At 75.0% G+C, this 22,517-nt stretch carries 17 protein-coding genes and 1 tRNA gene; 10 read left to right on the top strand and 8 right to left on the bottom strand.

Going from position 1 to position 22,517, the window contains the following annotated elements:
- The first annotated feature begins 136 nt into the window (after window positions 1-136).
- The 3 genes from ABFT23_RS21760 (at window position 137) to ABFT23_RS21750 (ending at window position 4,341) form a co-directional block, all read left to right on the top strand.
- Window positions 137-2,251 (top strand): hypothetical protein, encoded by a 2,115-nt coding sequence (locus tag ABFT23_RS21760; protein ID WP_347899062.1) that lies wholly within the window; start codon window positions 137-139, stop codon window positions 2,249-2,251.
- Window positions 2,248-3,177, top strand: a complete 930-nt coding sequence (locus tag ABFT23_RS21755) for a glycosyltransferase family 2 protein (protein WP_347899060.1) — start codon at window positions 2,248-2,250, stop codon at window positions 3,175-3,177. Before ABFT23_RS21760 ends, ABFT23_RS21755 begins: the two co-directional genes overlap by 4 nt.
- A 111-nt stretch (window positions 3,178-3,288) precedes the next feature.
- A complete protein-coding gene (locus ABFT23_RS21750) occupies window positions 3,289-4,341 on the top strand; it encodes a hypothetical protein (protein ID WP_347899058.1) in 1,053 nt (350 codons plus the stop codon).
- Here ABFT23_RS21750 and ABFT23_RS21745 read toward each other — a convergent pair.
- The 5 genes from ABFT23_RS21745 to ABFT23_RS21725 are packed head-to-tail and all read right to left on the bottom strand — an operon-like array spanning window position 4,331 to window position 11,006.
- Window positions 4,331-5,539, bottom strand: a complete 1,209-nt coding sequence (locus tag ABFT23_RS21745; protein ID WP_347899056.1) for a hypothetical protein — start codon at window positions 5,537-5,539, stop codon at window positions 4,331-4,333. The two genes, ABFT23_RS21750 and ABFT23_RS21745, sit on opposite strands and share 11 nt — an antisense overlap.
- On the bottom strand, window positions 5,536-6,840 hold the full coding sequence (locus tag ABFT23_RS21740; RefSeq protein WP_347899054.1) for a class I SAM-dependent methyltransferase: 1,305 nt from the start codon (window positions 6,838-6,840) through the stop codon (window positions 5,536-5,538). The genes ABFT23_RS21745 and ABFT23_RS21740 overlap by 4 nt, the downstream gene beginning before the upstream one ends.
- Window positions 6,837-7,733: a sulfotransferase family protein gene (locus ABFT23_RS21735; RefSeq protein WP_347899052.1), complete on the bottom strand. Its 897-nt coding sequence runs from the start codon at window positions 7,731-7,733 to the stop codon at window positions 6,837-6,839. Before ABFT23_RS21735 ends, ABFT23_RS21740 begins: the two co-directional genes overlap by 4 nt.
- Complete coding sequence (locus tag ABFT23_RS21730) at window positions 7,691-9,337, bottom strand: lipopolysaccharide biosynthesis protein (protein WP_347899050.1); 1,647 nt, start codon at window positions 9,335-9,337, stop codon at window positions 7,691-7,693. Before ABFT23_RS21730 ends, ABFT23_RS21735 begins: the two co-directional genes overlap by 43 nt.
- Window positions 9,330-11,006, bottom strand: coding sequence for a hypothetical protein (locus tag ABFT23_RS21725; RefSeq protein WP_347899048.1), 1,677 nt, complete (start codon window positions 11,004-11,006; stop codon window positions 9,330-9,332). Before ABFT23_RS21725 ends, ABFT23_RS21730 begins: the two co-directional genes overlap by 8 nt.
- A gap of 340 nt (window positions 11,007-11,346) precedes the next feature.
- Between ABFT23_RS21725 and ABFT23_RS21720 the strand changes: the two genes are divergently transcribed.
- The 4 genes from ABFT23_RS21720 (at window position 11,347) to ABFT23_RS21705 (ending at window position 14,769) form a co-directional block, all read left to right on the top strand.
- Complete coding sequence (locus tag ABFT23_RS21720) at window positions 11,347-12,945, top strand: phytoene desaturase family protein (protein ID WP_347899046.1); 1,599 nt, start codon at window positions 11,347-11,349, stop codon at window positions 12,943-12,945.
- Between the two features lie 71 nt (window positions 12,946-13,016).
- Window positions 13,017-13,088 (top strand) — tRNA-Lys (locus ABFT23_RS21715).
- A gap of 158 nt (window positions 13,089-13,246) precedes the next feature.
- Window positions 13,247-14,209 (top strand): aldose epimerase family protein, encoded by a 963-nt coding sequence (locus ABFT23_RS21710; RefSeq protein WP_347899044.1) that lies wholly within the window; start codon window positions 13,247-13,249, stop codon window positions 14,207-14,209.
- Between the two features lie 83 nt (window positions 14,210-14,292).
- Entirely contained in the window at window positions 14,293-14,769 is a 477-nt protein-coding gene (locus ABFT23_RS21705) for a hypothetical protein (RefSeq protein ID WP_347899042.1), read from the top strand.
- A gap of 8 nt (window positions 14,770-14,777) precedes the next feature.
- Here ABFT23_RS21705 and ABFT23_RS21700 read toward each other — a convergent pair whose 3' ends face one another.
- Entirely contained in the window at window positions 14,778-15,059 is a 282-nt protein-coding gene (locus tag ABFT23_RS21700; RefSeq protein ID WP_347899040.1) for a hypothetical protein, read from the bottom strand.
- Window positions 15,060-15,169: 110 nt separating this feature from the next.
- Entirely contained in the window at window positions 15,170-17,605 is a 2,436-nt protein-coding gene (locus ABFT23_RS21695) for a penicillin acylase family protein (protein WP_347899038.1), read from the bottom strand.
- Between the two features lie 68 nt (window positions 17,606-17,673).
- Here ABFT23_RS21695 and ABFT23_RS21690 point away from each other — a divergent pair, with 68 nt between their 5' ends.
- Window positions 17,674-18,495 (top strand): SDR family oxidoreductase, encoded by an 822-nt coding sequence (locus ABFT23_RS21690; protein ID WP_347899036.1) that lies wholly within the window; start codon window positions 17,674-17,676, stop codon window positions 18,493-18,495.
- Window positions 18,496-18,502: 7 nt separating this feature from the next.
- Here the strand turns inward: ABFT23_RS21690 and lexA are convergent, their stop codons facing one another.
- Entirely contained in the window at window positions 18,503-19,252 is a 750-nt protein-coding gene (gene lexA, locus ABFT23_RS21685; RefSeq protein ID WP_347899034.1) for a transcriptional repressor LexA, read from the bottom strand.
- A 143-nt stretch (window positions 19,253-19,395) separates the two neighbouring features.
- Here lexA and ABFT23_RS21680 point away from each other — a divergent pair, with 143 nt between their 5' ends.
- Window positions 19,396-21,168, top strand: a complete 1,773-nt coding sequence (locus ABFT23_RS21680) for an alkaline phosphatase D family protein (RefSeq protein ID WP_347899032.1) — start codon at window positions 19,396-19,398, stop codon at window positions 21,166-21,168.
- Window positions 21,168-22,487, top strand: a complete 1,320-nt coding sequence (locus ABFT23_RS21675) for an alkaline phosphatase family protein (protein WP_347899030.1) — start codon at window positions 21,168-21,170, stop codon at window positions 22,485-22,487. Before ABFT23_RS21680 ends, ABFT23_RS21675 begins: the two co-directional genes overlap by 1 nt.
- The last annotated feature ends 30 nt before the right edge of the window (window positions 22,488-22,517 follow it).

Here is a 22,517-nt window from a genome sequence, read left to right as displayed (position 1 = left end):
CAGAACGGCTCGGAGAACAGCCTCACGGCTCGTGGTGGGAACCGTAGGATCCGCGGACGCCCCGGCCGGCCCGCACGGGGACGAGATACCCCGATTTGATGACGGCGTGGCCCGCGCCAGCGGGTTGGCTGGGACCATGCCCGTGCTGGCCCCCGATCCGGTGGCGACGACGACGGCGTCACCACCACCGGTCGGCGCCGCACGTCGTCCGTGGCCGGCCGACTGGCCACTGCTCGTGCTGCTGCTCGGCTACCCGGTGTGGTGGCTGCTCGGGGTCGACTCGCTGCTGCCGCTGGCGCTCGCCGTCCCGATGGTCGTGCAGCTGCGGCGGCAGCACCGGCTGGGTCGGCTCCACCTCCCGGCCGGCACCACGTGGTGGTTGCTCTTCCTGGTCTGGGTGGCCATCGGCGCGACGATGCTGTGGGTCGACGCCCCGGACGCCGTCCCCGGCGGCGGGCCCTCCCGGTTGCTGGTGTTCGGCTTCCGGTGGTGCTGGTACGCCGCCAGCGGGGTCGTGCTGCTGTGGGTGGCCAACCTCCCGCAAGCGATCTCCGACCGCAGGGTCCGCGCGCTGCTGGGCTCGCTGTTCGTGGTGTGCGTCGCCGGCGGCTACCTCGGCCTGTTCGCGCCCGCGTTCGAGCTCCGGTCGGCGACCGAGCTCCTCCTGCCCCGCAGCATCCGCGCCAACGAGTTCGTGCTCTCCCTCGTGCACCCGCAGGCGGCCGACGTCCAGACCCTGCTCGGGCGCCCGGAGACGCGGCCGAAGGCACCGTTCCCCTTCACCAACACCTGGGGCAGCTGCCTGTCCATCACCCTGGTGTTCTTCGTCGCGGCGCTGCGCGAGAGCCGACCCCGGGTGCGTGCGGCGGGGCTCGTGGTGCTGGTGCTCGCCGCGGTGCCCGTCGTCTACTCCCTCAACCGCGGCCTGTGGGCCTCGGTCGCCCTCGGCGTCGTCGGCCTCGTCGTGCTGGCCCTGCGCCGCGGCAGCCGCGCCACGTTCGCCGCCGTCGTCGTCTCGGTCGTGCTCGCGGTCCTGCTGCTGCTGGCCAGCCCGCTCGGCGCGCTCTACCAGGACCGGCTCGACCACCAGCACAGCAACGACCGCCGGGGCCAGCTCCTCGAGGCGACGGTCGACTCGGTCACCCACGGCTCACCGGTTCTCGGCTTCGGCACGACGCGCGACGTCCAGGGCAGCTTCGCCTCGATCACGGGCGCGGCCACGCCGCAGTGCCCCGCCTGCGGCGTGCCGCCGCTCGGCACCCAGGGCCAGCTGTGGCTGGTGGTGTTCTCGCAGGGCTGGGTCGGCCTGGCCCTGTTCCTCGGGTTCCTGGCCCGCGCCCTGGCCCGCTCCTGGCGCTGCCGGACGCCGGGCGAGGCCGTCGCGACGGCCGTGCTCGCCTTCTTCGTGCTGCAGCTGCCGATCTACGACACCCTCGGCATGCCGCTCTACCTGGTGATGATCGCCGTCGGGCTCGTCGCGCGGCAGCAGCGGCCCGCCCACGAGCCGGCGCGGCGTCCGGCACGACGTCGCGCGACCGTGGCGCTCGCGCTGCTGCTCCCCGCGGCGGTCGGCGTCGGCGGCGGCCTCGTCGTCGCCCGGGCGGAGCGGACCACCGACTTCGCCAGCCGGGTCTCGGTGCTCATCACCCCCGCGCCGGTCTACCTCGACACGGGCACCACCGCCGACGGACGACGCCTCGACGGCGCAGCACCGCCACGCGAGATCACCGTCGACACCGAGGCGGCCCTGCTGACCTCGCAGGCCGCGCTGACCCGGGCCTCCCGCGCCTCGGGGAGCACGACCGAGCAGCTGCGGGCCGGCGTCACCGTGACCGCTCCCCCGAGCTCGCAGGTGCTCGACGTCACCGTGCGCTCGGCCACCTCGTCGTCGTCACAGCGCGCGGCGACGGCCGTGGCCGACGCCTACCTCGACGTGCGCCGGGAGTACCTCGAGAACCGGCGCGACGAGACGCTGCGCGGCTTGCGCGAGCAGCTGCGCTCGATCGCCCCCGAGGCCGGCAACGACGACCTCGAGCGCGACCTCACCACCGCGATCGCCCACCTGCGCGTCGGACGACCGACGATCGGCCGCGTCATCCGCCAGGAGCCGGCCGTCGCGGTCGGCTCGCAGCCGGTCGTGCCGATCGCCTCCGGCGCCGCACTCGGCCTGCTCGCCGGCGTCCTGTGGCTGCGGCGCCGCCCCACCGACCCCGACCTACGACGCCCGACCATCCCGAGGAGCCGACCATGACCGAGCCGCACCCGCACCGCGCCGTCGACCCCGACGTCGACGTCGTCATCGCGACCCGGCACCGCCCCGAGATGGTGCGCGAGGCGATCGCCGCGGTGGCCGCCCAGGACCACCCGGGCACCGTGCGCTGCCTCGTCGTCCACGACGGCACCGAGCCGGACCGCTCGTTGGTCAGCCAGGACCCGCACCGGCCGGTGCAGGTGCTGTGCAACACCCGGACGCCGGGCCTGGCCGGCTCGCGCAACACCGGTGTCGGCGCGGGCTCGGCCCCCTACGTCGCCTTCTGCGACGACGACGACGTCTGGCGGACCGACAAGGTCACGCGCCAGGTGGCCCGGCTCGAGCAGGACGGGTCGCGCACGGTCGTGACCGGCGTGACCATCCACTACCGCGACCGGGTCGTCGAGCGGGTGCCGCACCCCGACGAGCTCACGGCCGAGACCCTGGCCCGCCACCGCGTCATGGCCGCCCACCCGTCGACGGTGCTCGTGCGCCGCTCCGCCCTGGTCGGCGACATCGGCCCGTTCGACGAGGACATCCCGGGCAGCTACGGCGAGGACTACGACTGGATGCTGCGGGCGGTGGCCGCCGGACCGGTCGGTGTCGTGCCCGCGGCCCTGGTCGACGTCCGGTGGGGCTCGTCGCAGTTCACCCGGCAGTGGCAGACGATCGTCGACGCGCTCGACTACCTGATCGACAAGCACCCCGTCTTCCGGGCCGACCGGCACGCCCTCGGCCGGCTGCGGGGCCAGCAGGCGTTCGCCACCGCCGCCCTCGGACCGCACGGCTCGGCGGCCGCGATCGGCCGTGCGCTGCGCGGCTCGCCCACCGAGCCGCGCGCCTACCTCGCCGCGGCCGTCGCGACCCGCATGGTGAGCGCCGACCGGGTCCTCGACCTGCTCAACCGGCGCGGGCGCGGGATCTGAGACATACCCGAAATGGGGTACGCGCGACGTCGACCCGATCGGCTACGTCGCTACGTTCCGTCGAGCCGCCACCCCCGGGCGTCACCCCCTCACGGCCCGACGGAGCCCCCCATGCCGCTCGCCCCTCGTCTGACCGCGCTCGTCGTCTCCCTGCTGCGAGGGCCGCGCCCACGACTCGCCCTGGTGCTCGTCGTGCTGCTGGCGCTGAGCGGCTCGGGCCTGGCGCTCGGCGTGGCACGGGTCGCGCCCGCGGCCTCGGGCGGGACGCCGGCAGACCCGGCCGTGGCCAAGGTCCCGACCGGCCCGGGGTCGACCTGCGTCGTGACCGGACGCGTCCCACAGGGCTGCCGTCCGCTGGTCGGCGCGGCCCACGGCGCCAACACCGAGCCGGTGCAGCTCGAGGGCCCGGCCGGACGCCGGCTCGGCGTCCGGCGCACCTACTGGACCGGCACCCAGGTCGACTCGGCCGTGCGCACGGCACGCTCCGACACCGCCCACGGACGGATCCCGTGGATCAGCTTCAAGCTGCCGATGTCGTGGGCCGACATGGCCGCCGGGCGGGGCGACGCCTGGGCCCTCGACCTGGCCCACCGGCTCTCGCGCGTCGACGGCCCGGTCTGGGTCGCGTTCCACCACGAGCCCGAGGGCGACGGCGACCTCGCCGACTGGCGCGCGATGCAGGAGCGGCTCGCGCCGCTCGTGCGCCGCGCCGCCCCCAACGTGGCCTACTCGGTGATCCTCACCGGCTGGAACCAGCTCTACGGCGACCGTGCCTACCGCTTCGACCGGATCTGGCCGCGGGGCGTGAAGATCGACATCGCCGGCTTCGACCTCTACAACGAGTACGGCGTGACCAAGAACGGCCGCTACGACACCCGGTGGCCCTGCATGGCCTGCCAGTTCTACCGGCCCCTGCAGCGCTGGGCGCGCTCGCAGGGCGTCGCCTGGGGCATCGCGGAGTTCGGGTGGACCGACGACGCCGCGCGCCGTCGTCCGCACTGGTTGCGCACCACCTACCGCGAGGTGCGCAAGGCCGGCGGCATCGCCTTCACCTACTTCGACACCCCCTACAACAGCATCGCCTCGTGGGACCTCAGCGAGCCCGGCAAGCAGCGGCTCTTCACGCACCTGGTGCGGCGCGGGCCGCGGCCCGTCACGCGCTGATCTTCCGCACGTCAAGCCGGGCGGCCAGCGCGGCCGCCATCACCCGCGCCGACGGCGCGACGTCGTCGCCGAGCTCGGCGCCCAGGAGCGAGGCGTAGCGGGCCCCGATCGTCAGCAGGTAGACGTCGGCGAGCAGCGCGGCGTACGGCGACGCGCCGGCGAGGCGGTCGACGACGCCGCCGACCACCGCCGGGTCGAGGCCGTGCGCCCGCACCGCGGCCTGCACCTCGAAGTGCGTGGCGTCGAGGCCCAGTGGCACGCCCTCCTCGAAGCGCTCCCAGTCCCACACGAGCGTGCGCGACCGCGCGTGCGCCATGTTCCACGGCGTCCAGTCGCCGTGCCAGGCCCCGACCCCGACCACGCGGTGGCCGTGGCGCTCGGTGGCGGCGTCCCACCCGTGACGCAGCGTGGTGCGCAGCGCCTCGTCGGGGACCCCCTCGATGGTCGCGTGCAGGTGGCGCCACCAGGTCAGCTCGGCCAGCCGGGACGGCGGCCGTTGCAGCACCCGGGCCAGCTCGCGCATCGCCGGCAGCGGCGGGCCCGTGCGGTGCCGCACCGGCGGTCGCGGCCGCAGGGCCGACATCGCGAGCACGAGCATCCCGTTCCACTCCGAGACGTCGAGCACGCGCGGCACGACGAGCCGCTCGAAGCGGTGCTCGTGCAGGCGCCGCAGCGCCGCGGCCTCGGCCCCGACGTCGGCCCGGGCCTGCGCGGAGTCGCCGAGCTTGACGAACGCCGCGACGTGACCGCGCTCGTCGAAGACCTGCAGCACCGGCTTGCGGTTGACCCGCGCCGGGCCGACGCCGAGAGCGAAGGTGACCGGGCCACCCAGGCGCCTCGCGAGGTGGTCGGCCAGGGCGTCGGCGTCCGGCACCGGGTGGACGACGACGCGGTCGCGCAGCACCCGGCCCCGGGTGAGCCGGGTGGCGGCGTCGGCGGCGAGCCGGGTGACCACCTCGCGGTGGCCGCTCGCCGCGCTGAGCCGGCACACCGCCGCGCCCGCGGCGGCCGGCGAGCCGAGCGGCACCAGCAGCCGGGCGTGGGCGAGGTCGGGCACCGCCGCGAACAGCTGCGCCCGGCCGGCGTCCGGCGCCCGGCCGCGACCGCCGGCGCTGACCGTGGCCCCGGGCCACAGCGAGCGCGCGGTGGCCAGCAGTGCGTCGGGTCCCTCGCCGGCGGGCCGGGGACGGCGGGTCACCGGGGGTCTCGCACGCAGGCGAACAGGTGTCGCCCGTAGTTGTCGGCGTAGGGCGGCACGGCGTCGCCGTCGGGACCGAGGTCGATGACCCGGTCGAACGTGGTGTGCTGCTCGAGGAAGTCGTGCACGTAGGCGGTGTCCCACTCGGGCAGCGAGTCGGCGAACCACGCCTCGTGCGCCTGGCCGGTGTCGAGGAACAGCACCCGGCCGGTGACCCGGTCGAGCAGCCGGGCCAGGGTGGGCGCGTCGACCGAGGCCCGACCGAGCGCGAAGTGGTGCAGCAGGCTGAAGCAGCTGACGACGTCGGCGGGCTCCTGCGGCGCGCGCAGGAGGTCGACGGCGTCGCCGGTCGCGACCCGGGCAGGGTCGAGGCCGTAGACCGCAGCGCCCAGGCCGGGCGCGAGCGGGTCGCGCTCGATGCCCCGCACGTCGTGGCCGGCGTCGGCCATCACGGCCAGGAACCAGCCGTAGCAGCTGGCCACGTCGAGGTAGGTCCCCGCGGTGATCCCGAGCTCGTCGAGGACGGCGGTCATCGCCTCGAACCGGTCGGTGCAGCGGCGCACGGTGGTCCACGACGTCGCCAACTCGGGGGCGTCGATCGGCTGATAGAGCTCGCGCTCGCCCCCGATCCACGACATCCGGTCCAGCACGTCCTGCAACGGCGTGGTGACCGGACGGCGGCGCACGCGCACCTCGACCTGCTCGACGCCGGCGACGGCGAGCCGGGCGACGCGGTGGTGCCCGTCGACGACCTGGAAGCAGTGCGAACCGGCCACCGGCGTCACGAGCACCGGCGCGCCGGGCGCGCTGCGCGCCATGGCGTGCAGGGCCTCCACCGAGCCCGGGCGCAGGAACGAGCGCGCCGCGCGCAGGATCCCGGCGTCGTCGCGCGCGCCGAAGTAGTGCCCGGCGACCTCGATGCTGCGGCGCGCCATCGCGGCGTAGTCGCTGGCCAGCAGGGTGGCGTCGTCGAGCGGGCCGCGGGCGGCGTCCTCGCGCAGCAGGGCGGCGTGAGGCCCGTCGGCCACGCGGGTCGAGGTCCACGTCAGGTCGCCGGTCGCGTGGGCGAACTCGGCCCCGGTGGAGCCGTTCTGGCCGCCGAGCAGCAGGGCGGAGACCGGCACGAGACGGGTGTCGCGCTCCCACACCAGCGGGTCGGCGATCCGGGTGCGCACGGGGTCGGGGATCGGGACCTGACGCGCGTAGCGGGTCCCGGTCACCATGCCCCGCCGGACGGCGCCGGCGCCTCGACGTCGCGCCCGACGGATCCGCAGCCGGGTCCCGGCCGGCACGCCGATCACGAGTGCGCTCCGACCCGGCGCCAGGACGGCGTCCAGCCGAGCAGGTCGGCCAGCTCGGCGTCGTGCGGCTCGAAGTGCTCGGCGAGCCGTCGGTGGCGGGCGTCGTCCAGCGGCGGGCCGGGGCGGGCGTTCCAGGCGTCGACGCGCGGTGGTGCCCACGCGGTCAGGCCGAGGTCGCGCTGGAGCTCGAGGAAGCGACGGCGGGGGTCGGCGAAGAAGTCGTCGGCGTCGAGCACGTGCACGCGGTCGGGCCCGAGCGCGTCGTGGAAGCGGCGGACCTGGTGGGCGTACCCGCCGCGCCCGAGGTAGGCGTGGTGGCGGTGCGCGAAGCTGCGGTAGCCGGGCTCGTGCTCGAGCCGGTCGGCCTCCCCCGCCGTCCGGGTGCTCTCGGCGGCGAGGGCGTCGTCGAGGTCGAGGTGCTCGAAGCCGCGGGCGACCTCGTGCCGGTGGGCCGAGACGGCGCGGGCGACGGGGTCGCGCACGAGGACGACGACGTGGGCGTCCGGCAGCTCGGCGGCGATGCGGCGCGCGGCGAGCGGGTGGAAGAGGTAGTAGCCGCTGCACTCGAACGTGGCGCGCGCGGTCTCGCTCCGTCCGGGGGCAGGACGGCGCAGCGGGAAGTGCCCGGCGTACCAGTCGGGTCCGCGACCGTGCTCGTCGTCGAAGTACCCGGTGCCCTTGCTCAGGGTCGGTCGGACGAGGTCGGGATGGGCCTCCAGGAGCCGGAACATCGTGGTCGTGCCGCAGCGCTGCGCGCCGATCACCACGATCGAGGGGCTCATCCGGGCGGCCCGGGTCGCCCGTCCCCACGTCAGCGCCATCGCGCGGGCGTGGCGGGTGGCGGTGGGGCTCAGGTGGTCGCCGACGGTGCGTACGACGTCGCGAGTCCGCATGCGGGGTCACTCTCCTCAGGTGGTTCCGGCTGGTCCGGAGTGGTGGGTGTCGAGCAGGTCGTGGCGGTGGTGGTAGGGGTCGGCGCCGGACGTCGTCGCGGCAGCACGAGGTCGAGGTGGAGGTCGTCGCGGCGCCCGACGAGGCCGACGAGGCAGGCGAGGTAGGCGAGGGTCGCGACGAGGCCGGAGAGCAGCCAGACGAGGAGCGTCGGGCCGGGCGACCGGGTGCCGAGAGCCAGCACCGGCACGAAGCAGGCCAGCGGCAGCAGGGCGACCCGGGCCAGGTACCGGCCGGGGGCGACGCCCAGCTCGGCACGCACCTGCCAGGTGGCCAGCAGGCACCGCGTCACCACGGCGACGGCCCAGGCGCACGCCGCGCCGGTGATGCCCCAGCGCGGCACGAGCAGCAGGCACAGCCCGAGGTCGAGGGCGAGGGCGGCGAGCGCGTTGGCCATGCTCAGCCCGCTGCGACCGGCCATCAGGAGCAGGGTGTCGACCGGCCCGGTGGCCACCGCGACCAGCATCGCCGCGCACATGACGACCACGACCGGGACGGCGTCGTCGTAGCCATCGCCGAAGAGGGCGAGGTACGACGCCGGCGCGGCCGCGACGACGAGGTAGAGCGGCCAGGCCAGGAGCACGCTCCAGGCCGTGGTGACGCGGAAGACCTCGGCCAGCGTGCGGTGGTCGTCGGTGAGCAGGATCGTGGTGAAGCGCGGCTGCAGCACCTGCTGCAGGGCCTGCACCGCCATCTGGCCCACCGGCACGAACCGGGTCGCGGCGGCGTAGAGCGCGGCGTCGACGGGGCGCAGCAGCACCGCCACGAGCACGATGTCGCTCTTCTGGATGCCCATCTGGGCCAGCGACCCCACGCCTCGCGGAGCCGTGAACGACCAGAACCGGGCGCCGACTCCCCGTCCGCCGGTGCCCGGCGTGGGGGTCCCGCGGCCCGGCGACCGTGTCGCCAGCGACCGCGCAACGACGAGCAGGGCGAGCGAGGCCGAGACGGCGTAGGCGGCGGCCCAGCCGACGACCACGCCGAGGAGCCCGCCGCCGAGCGCGAGCACCACGAGCGGGACGGCGACCTGCACCCCCGACCGCACGACGCGGTCGACCACGACCGTCGGTCCGATCCGGCCGAACCCGCGGGTCGAGGCGAGCAGCACGTCGGCGGCCACCGCCGCGGGCAGCGCGAGCGCGAGCCACCGCAGGGCCGGCACCCCGGCGTCGCCGAGGCCGAGCCACCCGGCGACCGTCCCGGCCTGCCACGCGAGAGCGGCGCCCAGGACCGTGGCCACGGTCAGCGTCGGCGCGACGGCCCAGGCCAGGGCCCGGTCGACGTCGCGGTGGTCGCCGGTGGCGGCGAGGCGCTGCAGGAACCGGGCGAGCCCGGCCTCGGTGCCGAAGGACGACGCCGCGACCAGCAGCGCCAGCGCCGAGGTGACGGCGAAGAAGCGGCCGGCGTCGTCGGCGTTCAGGCCGCGGGTGACCACGACGGCGAGCCCGAAGCCGCTGGCGGCCGCGAACGCCGACCCAGCGAGCCCGAGCGAGGCTCCCCGGGCGACGTGCCGCAGCTGGTCGGTGGCGGCGTGCTGCTCACTCACCGGCGCTCCACCGCCGCTCGGTGCGGCTCAGGACGGGCACGGCCGCCGGTCGCGGCGCGCGCCCGGCCAGGCGCCCGAACGGCCGGACGGCGCGCCGGTGCAGCTCCACGAGCCGGCGCCGGCCCTGGCGCGTGCGGGCGGGCGGCCCGACGAGGACGATGCCGACCCGCGCGGCGCCGGCCGCGGTCAGGTCGGTCAGCGACTGCTCGACGCCGCGCAGGGCGGCGGCGCCGCTGGCGACCTCGAGCAGGACGAGGTCGGCGTGGGCGGCCAGGGCCTGGGTCCGTGGCGACGTCGGCGAGCCGGCGAGGAGCACCACGGCCTCCGCGGGCGCCGCGTCGCCGGTCCGACGGGTGACCAGGCCGGTCAGCAGCGTCGCCATGGCCGACGATGCGGTGAGGTCGTCGAGGTCGTGCTGGCGGCGGCCCCGGTGCACGAGCCCGAGGTCGCCCGACCACCGCAGCCCGCGAGCCACCGGGACCTCGTCGCGGAGCACGTCGGCCAGCCCCGGGGCGACGGTGTCCCAGCCGAGGTCGCCACCCAGGTCGCCACCGAGGTCCCGGCCGAGGCCGCTGCCCCGGTCGCCGCCGAGCCCACCGTCGTGCTCACCGGGCTCGGCGACCTCGACCATGACCGTGCGGCACCGGGCGGCGGCCAGCGAGCGCGCCAGCGCCGGGGCAGCGACCAGCAGTGCGCCGCGCGCGCCGTCGTGACAGGCGAGCACCACGAGCGGCGAGGCGGGGTGGGCGGCGCGGACGGCGGCGCGCAGGCGGGCAGCGGCGAGCGGACGACGCGCGACGTCCCCGGGCACCGTGCCCCACACCGGGGCGGCCAGGCCGACCAGGTCGGCCGTGCCGCGCACCCGGCGTCCGCGACCGGCACGCATGGCCGCGAGCGCACCCAGCGCTGCTCCGAGCAGGGCCCCGACGGCACCCGGCACCAGCGGTCCCGCCGGCAGCAGGCCGCCGGCGTCCGGGTGGGCCGGCGTCACGACCTGGCCCGGGTCGAGCGAGACCGACCCGACCTCGCCCAGCTGCGAGCGCAGGTCGCTGATCCGGGTCACCGTGGCCAGGATCTGCTGGGTGAGCAGGGTGGTGCCCTGGGCACCCTGGGGCAGCGCGTCGAAGCGCTCGAGCAGGGCCGCCCGCTCGTCGGTCTGCTGCTGGATCTGGTCGTCGATGTTCTCGCGCTGCCCGTCGAGGGCGCCCTCGGTGCGCGAGCGCCGGAACGACAGGTAGCCGGTGGCGAGCTCCTGCGTGGCCCGCAGCGCCTCGTCCTCGGTCGGCCCGGTCACGGTGATGGACAGCAGCTGGGTGTTGGTGGGCACCGAGACCGACACCTGGGTCGAGGAGACGGCGGGCGCGCCGGGCAGCGCCTCGTCGAGCCGCTCGAGCACGGCGTCGGAGGTGACGAGCTGGGCCTCGGTCTCGAGGTTGACGAGGTCGTCGCCGCGGGCGTCGGGACTGAACGGGTTGCCCTGGAGCGGGTTGAGCAGGATCACCGCCGTCGCCGAGCTGACCTCGTCGCGGCGTCCGCCCCACCACGCGCCCAGCAGCCCGCAGACGACCCCGACGACGACCGCGGCCACCAGCGCGCGGAGCACGAGGTGGTCGGCTCGGAGCCCGCCGCGCTCGTCCCGCGTGGTCCTGCCTGCTGATCGTGCGCGCACCCTGCTCCCCTTCGTCCGGTCGTCCGGTCGTCCGATGAACCGCATCGTGGACCGGGGCGGGCGGCGCGGCGGGGTAACCCGAGGCGGCTTCCTCACAATTGGGGATGCCCGGCACCGGCGGCGATGACGATGCTGGGACGGTCGCGCGTCCCCCGCGTGACGTAGGAAGCCCCGCCAGCCGGTCCCACCGTCGAGTGGGCCGCCGGTCCCGCCGTCCCCATGTCCGGACCCGCGGCGAGCACCGGCTGGAGGGGCTTCCGTCCCCCGCCGGCGGGCCTCTGACCCACGCGTGCGGCGGGGCACGGCGAGCGGGACGAGGCCGGTGGATACGGTCGATGCCATGAACCCCGGCAGCAGCCAGAGCCGCTACGACGTCGTGGTCGTCGGCGGCGGGCACAACGGACTCGTCGCGGCTGCCTACCTCGCCCGCGAGGGCCTGTCGGTGCTCGTGCTCGAGCGGCTCGACCACACCGGCGGCGCGGCCGTGTCGGCGACGGCGTTCGCCGGCCTGCCGACCCGGTTGTCGCGCTACTCCTACCTGGTCTCCCTGATGCCCGAGCCGCTCATGGCCGACCTGCAGCTCGACATCACGCTCTCCTCTCGCCGCTACGCCTCGTTCACCCCGACGCTGCGCGACGGCCGGGCCGGTGGACTGCTCGTCGAGCGCCACGAGCGCGAGGCCACCCGGGCCTCGTTCGCCGAGCTGACCGGGTCCGACGACGAGTACGAGGCCTGGCGCGAGTTCTACGCCGACGTGGCCGAGCTGTCCCACGTCGTCGCACCGACGCTGCTGCAGCCGCTGCCCACCGACCGCGAGCTGCGCGCCCGCATCGACCCCGGCATCTGGCGCGACCTCGTCGAGCGCCCGCTCGGCGAGGCCGTCGAGCGACGCTTCCGCGACGACACGGTGCGCGGCGTCGTCGCCACCGACGGCCTCATCGGCACGTTCGCCTCGATGCACGACCCGTCGCTCGCCCAGAACCGGTGCTTCCTCTACCACCTCCTCGGCAACGGCACGGGCGAGTGGCGCGTGCCGGTCGGCGGCATGGGCTCGGTCACCGGGGTGCTCGAGAAGGCCGCCCTGACCGCCGGCGCCGAGATCCTCACCGAGGCCGGCGTGAGCGCCATCCGCTCCGACCCCTCCGGCGCTGCCGGTGGGGGCCCCGCCGAGGTCGACTGGACGTCGTCCGACGGGTCGCGGCACACGGTCGAGGCCGGCACCGTGCTGGCCAACGTGGCCCCGTGGGTGCTGCGCATCCTGCTCGGCGACGACGCCGACCCCGAGACCAAGCCCGTCGGCGCGCAGCTCAAGATCAACCTGCTCCTCGACCGGCTCCCCCGGCTGCGCTCCGGCGTCGATCCGGCCGTGGCGTTCGCCGGCACGCTCCACCTCGGCGAGGACTACTCACAGCTCGAGGCCGCGCACGCCGACGCCGCCGATGGGCGCGTGCCGGGCACGATGCCGGGCGAGGTCTACTGCCACTCGCTCACCGACCCGAGCATCCTCGGCGACGTGCCCGCGGGCACGCACACCCTCACCTACTTCGGGCTGCACACGCCGGCCACGCTGTTCGACGCCGATCCCGAGGGCGCCAAGGCCCTCGCCGTCGAGCGTGCCATCGCCTCGCTCGACCAGCACCTGGTCGAGCCGCTCGCTTCCTGCATCGCCCGCGACGCCGACGGCAACCCCTGCGTCGAGGCGAAGATCCCGCAGGACGTCGAGCGCGACCTCGCCATGCCCGGCGGCCACATCTTCCACGGCGACCTCGACTGGCCGTGGGCGTCGTCCCGCGCCCGGCTCGAGACGCCCGCCCAGCGCTGGGGCGTGCAGACCGACCGCGACGGCGTCCTGCTGTGCGGCTCGGGGGCGCGCCGTGGCGGCGCGGTGTCGGGGCTCGGCGGCCACAACGCCGCGCAGGCCGTGCTCGAGGCCCGCTGACGGCGCCGAGGCATTCTCGATTTCACGGCGGGGCCGGGCGCTGGTAGCGTCTCCTCTTGCGTTCGCGCGATGCGCCAGTAGCTCAATGGTAGAGCAGCTGACTCTTAATCAGCGGGTTCGGGGTTCGAGTCCCTGCTGGCGTACCGATACAGCCGCCGTCCTGGTCCTCCAGGCCGGCGGCTGTCGTCGTCCTACGCCCGTGCGCGGCGACCGCCGCGGGCGACTACGGTGTCGTCGTGCCGACGACCTCGACGACCCTGCGGGCCACCGATCGGCGGGCGACGGTCCGGGTCGTGCCGCGATGAGCGACGTCGTCACCCTCGGCTCGGCGCCCGGCCCGGTCGTGCGGCTCCTCCCGTTCGGCGCGACCGTGCAGAGCCTCGTCGTCACCGGGGGCGACGGCGTGCGGCGCGACGTCGTCCTCGGGCACCCCTCGCCGACCGACTACCGAGGCGCCCCGGGCTACGTCGGGGCCACCATCGGCCGCTACGCCAACCGGATCGCCGGCGGCCGGTTCGAGCTCGACGGCCGCGAGGTCGTCGTCGCGGCGCACGACCACGGCCACAGCCTGCACGCCGGCCCGGACGGCTTCGACCAGCAGGAGTGGGTCGTCGTCCACCACGACCCGCACTCGGCCTCGCTCCGCCTGGTCAGCCCGGACGGCGACCGCGGCTTCCCCGGCGAGGTCGTCGCGACCGCGCACGTCGCGGTGAGCGAGCACGCACTCGCCATCACCTACGAGGCGACGACCGACGCCCCCACCGTCGTCGCGATGACCCATCACGGCTACGCCAACCTCGGCGACGGGGAGACGATCGACGACCACCTGCTCACCGTGCCCGCCGCGAGCTACACCCCCGCCGACGCCGACGGCATCCCCACCGGACGCCTCGAGCCGGTCGCCGGCACGGCGTACGACCTCCGCACGCCTCGCGGGCTCGGCGAGCTGCGCGACCTCGACCACAACTTCGTCGTCGACGGCACGGGACTGCGCGACGTGGCCGTGCTCGACTGCCCGGCCACCCGCACGCGGCTGACGGTGGCCTCCGACCAGCCCGGGCTCCAGGTCTTCACCGCCGGCACGTTCGACGGGTCCGGTCCCCCGGGCCTCGGTCGTGGGGCCGGCGTCGCGCTCGAGCCCCAGCTCTTCCCCGACAGTCCCCACCACGTCGGCGACCCCGACTGGACCGACGCCACGCTCCGGCCCGGGCAGACCTTCCACGCACGCATCGTGTGGACGTTCTCCGAGCTCGCGGCACGCTGACGCCGCTCCGCGGCTCCGGGTTCCTCCGCCCGCGCCGAGAGTCGGTCGCGATCCTCGCGGCCCGACCCGCAAGGATGTGTCCCGTGAGTCGGCAGTGGTTCGGTCGGTGGCGGGCGGTCGCGCTCGCCGGCCTCGCCGTGCTGCTGGTCGCCACGACGGTCGCGCTGCTCGTCGGCGGCGGTGACGACGACGCAGATCGCGACGGCGGGCCCCCCTCGTCGACGGCGTCGTCCGCGTCGTCGGCGCCGACCACCGAGCCGATCGGGCCCGACGTCGTCGCGCGCGCGGTCATCCAAGCGGTGGCCGACGACGACTGCTCGCCGGTCCGCGACCTGGTCGCCACCGACGCCGTGGTGCCCTCGCCCCTCGCCGCGTGCCTGGCCGGCCGGCCCGCGGGAGCGGTCTTCACCGACATCCGGGTGCTCAGCGCGGCCGTGGTCGACGACACCGCCGACGTGACGGTGGCCGTGACCGGCAACGGCACACCGGCCGACATCACCGTCGAGCTGCACCGCGAGGGTGACGGCTGGGTCGTGCTCGTCGTCCGCCCGACCGCCTGAGCGGTCGCTCAGGGCGCGGTGCTGAGGGGGCCACCCGGCTGCTCGGGCTGGCTCGACACCTTCTCCTTGACCGCCTCGACGGCCTCGCCGGCCTTCTCCCGGGCGACGTCGGCGGCGACGGCGGCGACCTCACCGGCCTTCTCCTTGGCGGCGTCGGTGGCGGACTGGACCCGCGGGTTCTCCGCGACCTTGGCGGCGCTCTTGCGGATCTGCTCGTAGCGCTCGCGGCCGGCCTTGGCGCCGACGACGTAGCCCGCCGCGAAGGCGAGACCGAGGGTGAGCTTCGACATGGCAGGACCTCCTGGAGTGACTGTCCTCCCTGTCTAGCAACCGGTCCCGGCCCTCCGGTTCACGCCGGGGGGTGGGGCCGACGGGCGCGCACGCCGGTACCGCGCCGGCCTCAGCCGCGCACGCGCTGGGTCCGCACGAGCTGGCGCCGGACCTGCGTCGCCGTCCAGGGGAAGCTGACCCACTGCTCCCGGCCGAACATCCGGGTCTGGTCGGACGACCAGCGCGAGCGGGGGTTCTCGACCTGGCTGTAGGTGAGGATGGTGCGCGCCGAGACCTCGCGCCGGCCCACGAACGCGATCGACTGGATGTGCGACGAGCCGTAGGTGATCGGGCGGAACCGCCGACGGTTCTGCACCGGCGTCCGGGACGCGAGCGCGTTGGCGTTGCCGGCCGCGTCGCCGAGCCCGCCGCCCAGCGGGACGGCGGGGGCGCCACGGTCGCCCGCGACCTGCAGCGAGCCCCACGGTGCGTCGAAGGCGACCCCGCGCGAGCGCAAGGAGCTGATGGCCGCGCGCATCGCGGCGACGACGGAGGGGTTGGTCTCGTCGAGGTCACGCGGCGTGCCGAGCGGGTCGGCGGCGTCGAACGGCACCCGCCAGAGTGCGTCCTCGGGGGCGCGGCTCACGAACTCCTCGAAGATGTGGGTTCCAACGGACGTGGTGTCCGATCGACCGTCCCACCGCCTCAGCACGGCACAGGCCTCGGTCTCCCCCGTGGCGGCGCAGAGCCGGTCGAGGTCGCCACCGACGCGCATCACCTCGGCCGCGCGGACCCGGTTGGCGTACTGGTGCGAGGCGAGGGACGCCGGCGTCTCCCGGCGAGCACCCCTCAGCTGGTCGACGACGTACTGGCTGACCATGCGCGTGCGCATCGTGCGCTGGCACCGCTCGCAGCCGAGGATCGTCGAGAAACCCTCGAGCCTCTGGGCCGGGTTGGGCAGCCAGTACGAGTCGTTGGCGTTCATCACCCAGTCGCGGCGCACGGTCGAGGGCAGGTTGCGGGGCCCGAGGATGCCGGGACGCTGCGCGTCGGCGTCGCGGCCCCAGGCGCAGCTCGTGGACGCGGTGGTGCCGTCGAGACCGGGCAGTCCGGCGACCTGGTCGAGCACGAGCCCGACCGGCGTCAGGCACCGCCGCTTCATCGCGTTGGTCACGTGCGGGACGACGGAGTGGTCGGCGTAGAGGACGTCGCCCGCCCGGTCGGCGGCGGTGGTGTTGACCCAGGGCATGCCGCCGCCCCGGTCCTGACGGCGCAGGAGGTCACGGACGCTCAAGGCCTTGCCCATCTCCCAGAAAGTGTCGATGGTGCGCAGGTGCTCGGCGTTGGCGTCGCGGATGGCCCAGACGCTCAGCACGCCCCACGGCATCAGCGTGGCCGGGGAGTCGACGACGTAGCCCTGGTCGGTGCGCCAGAGGTCCTCCCGCACGGTGCCGACGGAGCCGTCGGGCCGCTTCACCTTGATCGTCACGAACCGGTGCTCGAGCTGCCGCGGGCCGCCGTCGGTGAGGTAGGTGGTCGGGCTGCCGAGCAGCCGGTACTCGTAGGGCGTGAAGCGGTAGGCCGTCGAGACCGTGTGGCTCCAGGCGACCGAGGAGTTCCAGCCGATGTTGACGGCGGGCGAGCCGATGAGCGAGGCGCCGGCGACGTCGTAGCGGCCCGGGATGGTCAGGTGCTGCTGGGTGAAGCGGTAGCGGCCCTGCCACGGGAAGTGCGGGTTGCCGAGCAGCATGCCGCGCCGGGTCGAGGTCTCGGCTCCGCCGACGGCCGTGGCGTTGGAGCCGAACGGGCTGGCGGGGTCCTTGCCGAGCGCCGTCAGCAGCGCGTCGCGGTCGACCTGCGAGGCCCGCAGCGGCAGCTCGGGCAGGCCGGGCTCGGTGAGCGACGGCGGGTCGGCGTCGGCGATCTCCTTGACGAACACGCCGGTCGAGGCGAGCAGGTTCGCGAGGTAGACGCCGTACCAGAGGTCGAGGGTGGTGACGTCGGGCCGCAGGTAGCCCGCCCCTCGGCACGCCGGGTCGGTGATCCTGCGGGTGCGCAGCCACCGGTTGATGCCGGCGACGTAGCCGCGCACCAGCGCACGCGGCTCACGACCGGGGCCGGCCCCGCTCGCCAGCAGCCGCTCGACGACGCGCCGGTTGCGCAGGTCGGTGACGAGCGTGTCGACCTGCAGGTTGGTGCCGTTCATCGACACGTGGTCGTCGTAGCGGCCACCCGGGCCGAACCACCGCGATCGGAGCCCGCGACCGGTGACGATCGTGTCGAACAACGTGCAGGCCGAGGCCTCGGTCGCGGCGTAGCCGCTGCCGAAGCCGAGTGAGGCGACGTTCGTCGCGGTGATGTGCGGGATGCCGTGCTTCGTCCACCGGATGCGGGCCTCGTAGCGCGGCCGGCGTGGCTTCGGCTTCGCGGCGGTGCCCGGCTCGGCCCGGTCGGCGGCGGGGGTGCCGGAGATGGCGGCGGGGGCCGCCGGTGCGGGCGAGGTGGGCACGGCGACCAGCAGCGGCAGCAGGAGGCTGGTCGCGATCGCGGCAACGGGACGGCGCATGCCTGGCTAACGCCGCACTGTGACGACGGTTACGCCCGCGGCCGGGCCCGGTGCGGCAGCATGCCCGCATGGGGTCCCGCAGCGCCACCGTGTCCGTGCCCACCAGCGCCGTCGTCACCGGCGCCGCGCGCGGCATCGGACGTGCCGTCGCCGAGCGCCTCGTGGCCACCGGACACCGGGTGGTGGTCACCGACGTCGACGCGGCCGCGGTGGCGGCCACGGCCTCGGAGATCGGCGCGACCGGCGTCGTCCAGGACGTGCGCGACCCGGCGGCGCACCGCGAGGTCGCCGCGGCGGCGTCCGGTCTCGCGCCGCTGGGCGTGTGGGTGAACAACGCCGGCGTCGGCTTCGACGGCGACCTGGTCGACCTCTCCGACGACCAGGTGCGCGGGCTGGTGGAGATCAACGTGCTCGGCGTGCTGTGGGGCATGCGGACCGCGCTCGATGCGTTCGAGGCGACCGGGCGCGGCGGCCAGGTGGTCAACGTGGCGTCGCTGTCGGGCCTCGGCCCGGTGCCCGGGCTGTCAGTCTACGCCGCGACCAAGGCCGCGGTCGTCTCGATCACCTCGTCGACGGCGCTGGAGGCGCCGTCGGGGGTGGGCGTGCACGCGGTGCTGCCCGACGGCGTCGCGACCGCGATGGTCGAGGCGATGGCCGACGGCCGCGGACGGCACCTCGTGCAGTCGGGCGGACGCCTGCTGGGCACCGAGGACATCGCGGACGCCGTCGTCGGCCTGCTCGGCTCGCGTCGCGTGCTGCGCACCGTGCCGGCCTGGCGGGGCGGGTTGATGCGTGGCTCGAGCCTGGCGCCCTCGCTCGCCGCACCGGCGATGGCCCTGTTCGAGAAGCAGGGTCGCCGCCGGACCGCGCCGGGCTCGACGCCGCGCTGATCGAGCCCTAGAGCTTGCGCAGCACCGCCGTGACGACGCCGACGATGGTGGCGTGGGTGCCGTCGATGGGCTCGAAGGCCGGGTTGTGCGGCAGGAGCCAGACCTTGCCGTCCTTGCGCTGCAGGGTCTTGACCGTGGCCTCGCCGTCGATCATCGCGGCCACGATGGTGCCATTGTCGGCCGTCTGCTCCTGCCGGACGACGACGTAGTCGCCGTCGCAGATGGCGGCATCGATCATCGACTCGCCGGAGACCTCGAGGAGGAACAGGGCGCCGTCGCCGACCAGCTGCTGCGGCAGCGGGAACACCGACTCGAGGTTCTCCTCGGCCAGGATGGGTCCGCCGGCGGCGATCCGGCCCAGGAGCGGGACGTTGACCGGGGGGACGGCGACGTCGCCGATGCCGGTCTCGTCGTAGCTGGTCTCGTCGGCCGAGCCGATCGAGCGCCGGGCGGCCATGACCTCGGGCAGGAAGACCTCGAGCGCCCGCGGCCGGTTGGGGTCGCGCTTGAGGAAGCCCTTCTGCTCGAGCACCCGCAGCTGGTGGGCGACGCTCGAGGTGCTGGTGAGGCCGACGGCCTCGCCGATCTCGCGCATGCTCGGCGGGTAGCCGCGCTGCTCGATGCTGTCCTTGATGGTGGACAGCACGCGCTGCTGGCGCGGGGTGAGCCCGGTGGCGTCGGCGGGAGCGTCGGGAAGCTCGTGCACCTTGGTCGCCGAGCGGTTCGCGGAGTCGTCGGACGTGCGGCTGCGAGGCATGACCGCACTGTCCCACCAAAGAGGGCCGAGATCAAACATGTGTTCGAACGGCGTGTCGGCGCCGTCCGCGACGAGGAGGTGAACGTCCGGCGACCAGAGCGTCGGGGCCGTACCCCCGGCCGGGGATCGTCGTTGGACCCGGCGTGACCTCCGAGCTCCCGGTGCGCCGTCGCACCGTGATCGCGACCGGCTCCGCCGGCGCCGCCCTGACCACTTTCGCCGGCGGGGCCGGCACGCTCGGCGCCGCCGCCGACGACTCCGAGTCCCCGCGCCGACGGGCCGGACGCCGCTACTTCGCGCACGGCGTCGCCTCGGGCGACCCGATGCCGCGCCAGGTGGTGATCTGGACGCGCGTGACCCCGACCGCGGCGGCCCGGCCGGGGTCGGGCCGGGGCCCGCAGGTGACGGTGACCTGGGAGGTCTCGACGCGCCGGGACTTCCGCCGCATCCAGCGCCGCGGCGCCGTCGTCACCAGCGCCGCCCGCGACCACACGGTGAAGGTCGACGTCGCCGGCCTGAAGCCGGCCCGGTGGTACTACTACCGCTTCGGCTTCCGGGGCACCCACAGCCGGACGGGCCGGTTCCGCACCGCACCGGCCGCCGGCGCCCGCCCGCGCAACCTGCGGTTCGGGGTGGTCTCGTGCACCAACTGGCAGGCCGGCTGGTTCGCCGCCTACCGCGGGCTCGCCCGGCGCGACGACCTGCACGCCGTCCTGCACCTCGGCGACTACCTCTACGAGTACGGCCCCGGCGAGTACGGCTACGGCAGCACCGACCGCGACATCCGCACGCACGACCCGCGGCACGAGATGGTCTCCCTCTCCGACTACCGGCGACGGCACGCGCAGTACAAGACCGACCCCGACCTGCAGGCCCTGCACGCCAAGTACCCGTGGATCGTCACGTGGGACGACCACGAGGTCACCAACGACCAGTGGCAGGGCGGAGCTGAGAACCACCAGGCCGACGAGGGCGACTACCACCGCCGTCGCGCCCGCGCCCACCGCGCCTACGACGAGTGGATGCCGGTGCGCATGAGCGGCAGCGCCCGTCTCGGAGACGGCACGCGCCTCTACCGGCGCCTGACCTTCGGACGGCTGGCCGAGATCAGCATGCTCGACCTGCGCAGCTACCGCTCGGCACCGGTCGAGACCGCGCTCCCCTCCCCCGTCCCGTCCGCCGACGCCGGGGTCAGCGACCCCCGCCGCACCATCACCAGTGCGGCCCAGCTGCGCTGGCTGAAGGAGTCGTTGACCCGCCCGCAGGCGTTCTGGAAGGTGATCGGCAACCCGGTGATGATCTCGCCGGTCACGTTCGCGCAGCTGCCCGCCGACCTGATCGGCCCGATCAACGACGTCACCGGCCTGCTGCCCGACGACGGCCTGCCCTACAACGTCGACCAGTGGGACGGCTACACCGCCGACCGGCAGCGGATCCTCGCTCACATCAGGGACCACCACGTGCAGAACGCTTTGTTCGTCACCGGCGACATCCACTCCGGCTGGGCGGCCGAGGTGCCCTACGACGTCGGCACCTACCCGCTCAGCGGCGCGGGCGCCGTCGAGTTCGTGTGCACGTCGGTGACCTCGAACAACCTCAAGGACATCACCGGCACGCCCGCCCACACGACCAGCACCGCCGTCGAGGCGACGATCCTGGCCAACAACCGCCACATCAAGTACCTCAACTTCGACGACCACGGCTTCTCGGTGCTCGACCTCGACGCCAAGCGCGCCCAGATGGACTGGTTCGTCATCGGCGACCGGGCCGACCGGCAGACCTCCATCACCTACAGCCGCTCGTTCCTGACGGTCGCGGCGTCGAACCGGGTCGAGGAGACCTTCGTGCCCCTGCACCGGCACAGGCCCGGCCGGAGCTCGGGCGACGCCCGTCCGGTCGACGGCGGTGCGTCCTGATGTGCGGGTGCGGACAGCGGCACGCCGCCGGCGAGCGTACGCCGTTCGACGTCGGACGGGCCGAGCTGACCACTGGGCGCCGCACGCTGCTCAAGGCCGGTGGCGGCGTCGCGATCTCGACGGCGGCACTCGCCGCGGCCGCCGGTCCGGCCGCGGCCGCCCGCGAGCGCCGGCGCGTCTACGTGCTCGTCGTCGACGGCTGCCTGCCGGAGGAGATCAGCGAGGCGCAGACACCGCACCTGTTCGACCTCATGGTCACGGGCAAGCGCTTCGCCAAGGCGCAGTCGATGCCGATCATGGAGACGATCCCCAACCACGTGATGATGATGACCGGCGTGCGCCCCGACCGTTCGGGCGTGCCGGCCAACGCGATCTACGACCGCAGGACCCGGCAGGTCCGCGACCTCGACCGGCCCGCCGACCTCAGGGCCGACACGATCATCCAGCGGCTCAACCGTCGCGGGCTGCGCACCGGCACGGTGCTCAGCAAGGAGTACCTCTACGGCATCTTCGGTGCGCGGGCGACCGCGCGCTGGGAGCCGGCGCCGATCATCCCGGTCTCGGGCCACGCCCCCGACGAGTTCACCATCAGCGCCGCGATGGCGATGGTCGAGGACGTCGACCCGCACCTGATGTTCGTCAACCTCGGCGACATCGACCGCTACGGGCACACCGACCTCACCGGGCCGAGCGGCGTCAAGCTGCTGCGCCGGCTGGCCCTGGCCAAGACCGACGCCTACGTCGGCCGGTTCGTCGAGCTGCTCAAGGCGCGCGGCACCTGGCAGCACTCGATGCTGATCGTGCTCGCCGACCACTCGATGGACTGGTCGCGACCCGAACGGGTCGTGAGCCTCGCCGGGCCGATCGACGACGACCCGTTCCTGCGCGGTCGCGTGCAGATCGCCGACAACGGCGGCGCCGACCTCCTCTACTGGACCGGGCCGACCTCACGCCGTCCGGAGGCCGTGCGGCGGATGGTGCGCATCGCCCAGGGCCAGCCGGGCGTGCTGTCGGCCCACGACCGGCGGGCCAGGTGGCTGCGACTCGGTCCCGAGGCCGGCGACGTCGTCGCGTTCTGCCGGGCCGGATGGCGCTTCAGCGACCCGGACCCGTTGACGAGCAACCCCCTCCCGGGCAACCACGGGCACCCGGCCACCCGGCCCATCCCGTTCTTCGTCTCCGGCGGCCACCCCCGTCTGCAGCGGCGTGCGGCCTCGCCCCTCGTCGCCCAGACCGTCGACGTCGCGCCCACCGTCGCGCGGTTCTTCGACGTCACCGGCCGCCCGCGCGGCGGGTGGGACGGCAGAGCGCGGATCTAGGGGCCTCGACCAGCGCGGGGGATGTCGGCG

Source organism: Nocardioides secundeburneus, from assembly GCF_039939255.1.
Lineage (GTDB): Bacteria > Actinomycetota > Actinomycetes > Propionibacteriales > Nocardioidaceae > Nocardioides.
Note: the sequence above shows the minus strand (reverse complement) of the source record. Positions and strands in the feature narration are given on the sequence as shown.

Excerpts from the sequence above, each read along its gene's own strand:
- lexA (WP_347899034.1), bottom strand. The coding sequence starts at position 19,252 with ATGCCTCGCAGCCGCACGTCCGACGACTCCGCGAACCGCTCGGCGACC.
- ABFT23_RS21755 (WP_347899060.1), top strand. The coding sequence starts at position 2,248 with ATGACCGAGCCGCACCCGCACCGCGCCGTCGACCCCGACGTCGACGTC.
- ABFT23_RS21720 (WP_347899046.1), top strand. The coding sequence starts at position 11,347 with ATGAACCCCGGCAGCAGCCAGAGCCGCTACGACGTCGTGGTCGTCGGC.
- ABFT23_RS21690 (WP_347899036.1), top strand. The coding sequence starts at position 17,674 with ATGGGGTCCCGCAGCGCCACCGTGTCCGTGCCCACCAGCGCCGTCGTC.
- ABFT23_RS21695 (WP_347899038.1), bottom strand. The coding sequence starts at position 17,605 with ATGCGCCGTCCCGTTGCCGCGATCGCGACCAGCCTCCTGCTGCCGCTG.
- ABFT23_RS21750 (WP_347899058.1), top strand. The coding sequence starts at position 3,289 with ATGCCGCTCGCCCCTCGTCTGACCGCGCTCGTCGTCTCCCTGCTGCGA.
- ABFT23_RS21675 (WP_347899030.1), top strand. The coding sequence starts at position 21,168 with ATGTGCGGGTGCGGACAGCGGCACGCCGCCGGCGAGCGTACGCCGTTC.
- ABFT23_RS21735 (WP_347899052.1), bottom strand. The coding sequence starts at position 7,733 with ATGCGGACTCGCGACGTCGTACGCACCGTCGGCGACCACCTGAGCCCC.
- ABFT23_RS21760 (WP_347899062.1), top strand. The coding sequence starts at position 137 with ATGCCCGTGCTGGCCCCCGATCCGGTGGCGACGACGACGGCGTCACCA.
- ABFT23_RS21700 (WP_347899040.1), bottom strand. The coding sequence starts at position 15,059 with ATGTCGAAGCTCACCCTCGGTCTCGCCTTCGCGGCGGGCTACGTCGTC.
- ABFT23_RS21710 (WP_347899044.1), top strand. The coding sequence starts at position 13,247 with ATGAGCGACGTCGTCACCCTCGGCTCGGCGCCCGGCCCGGTCGTGCGG.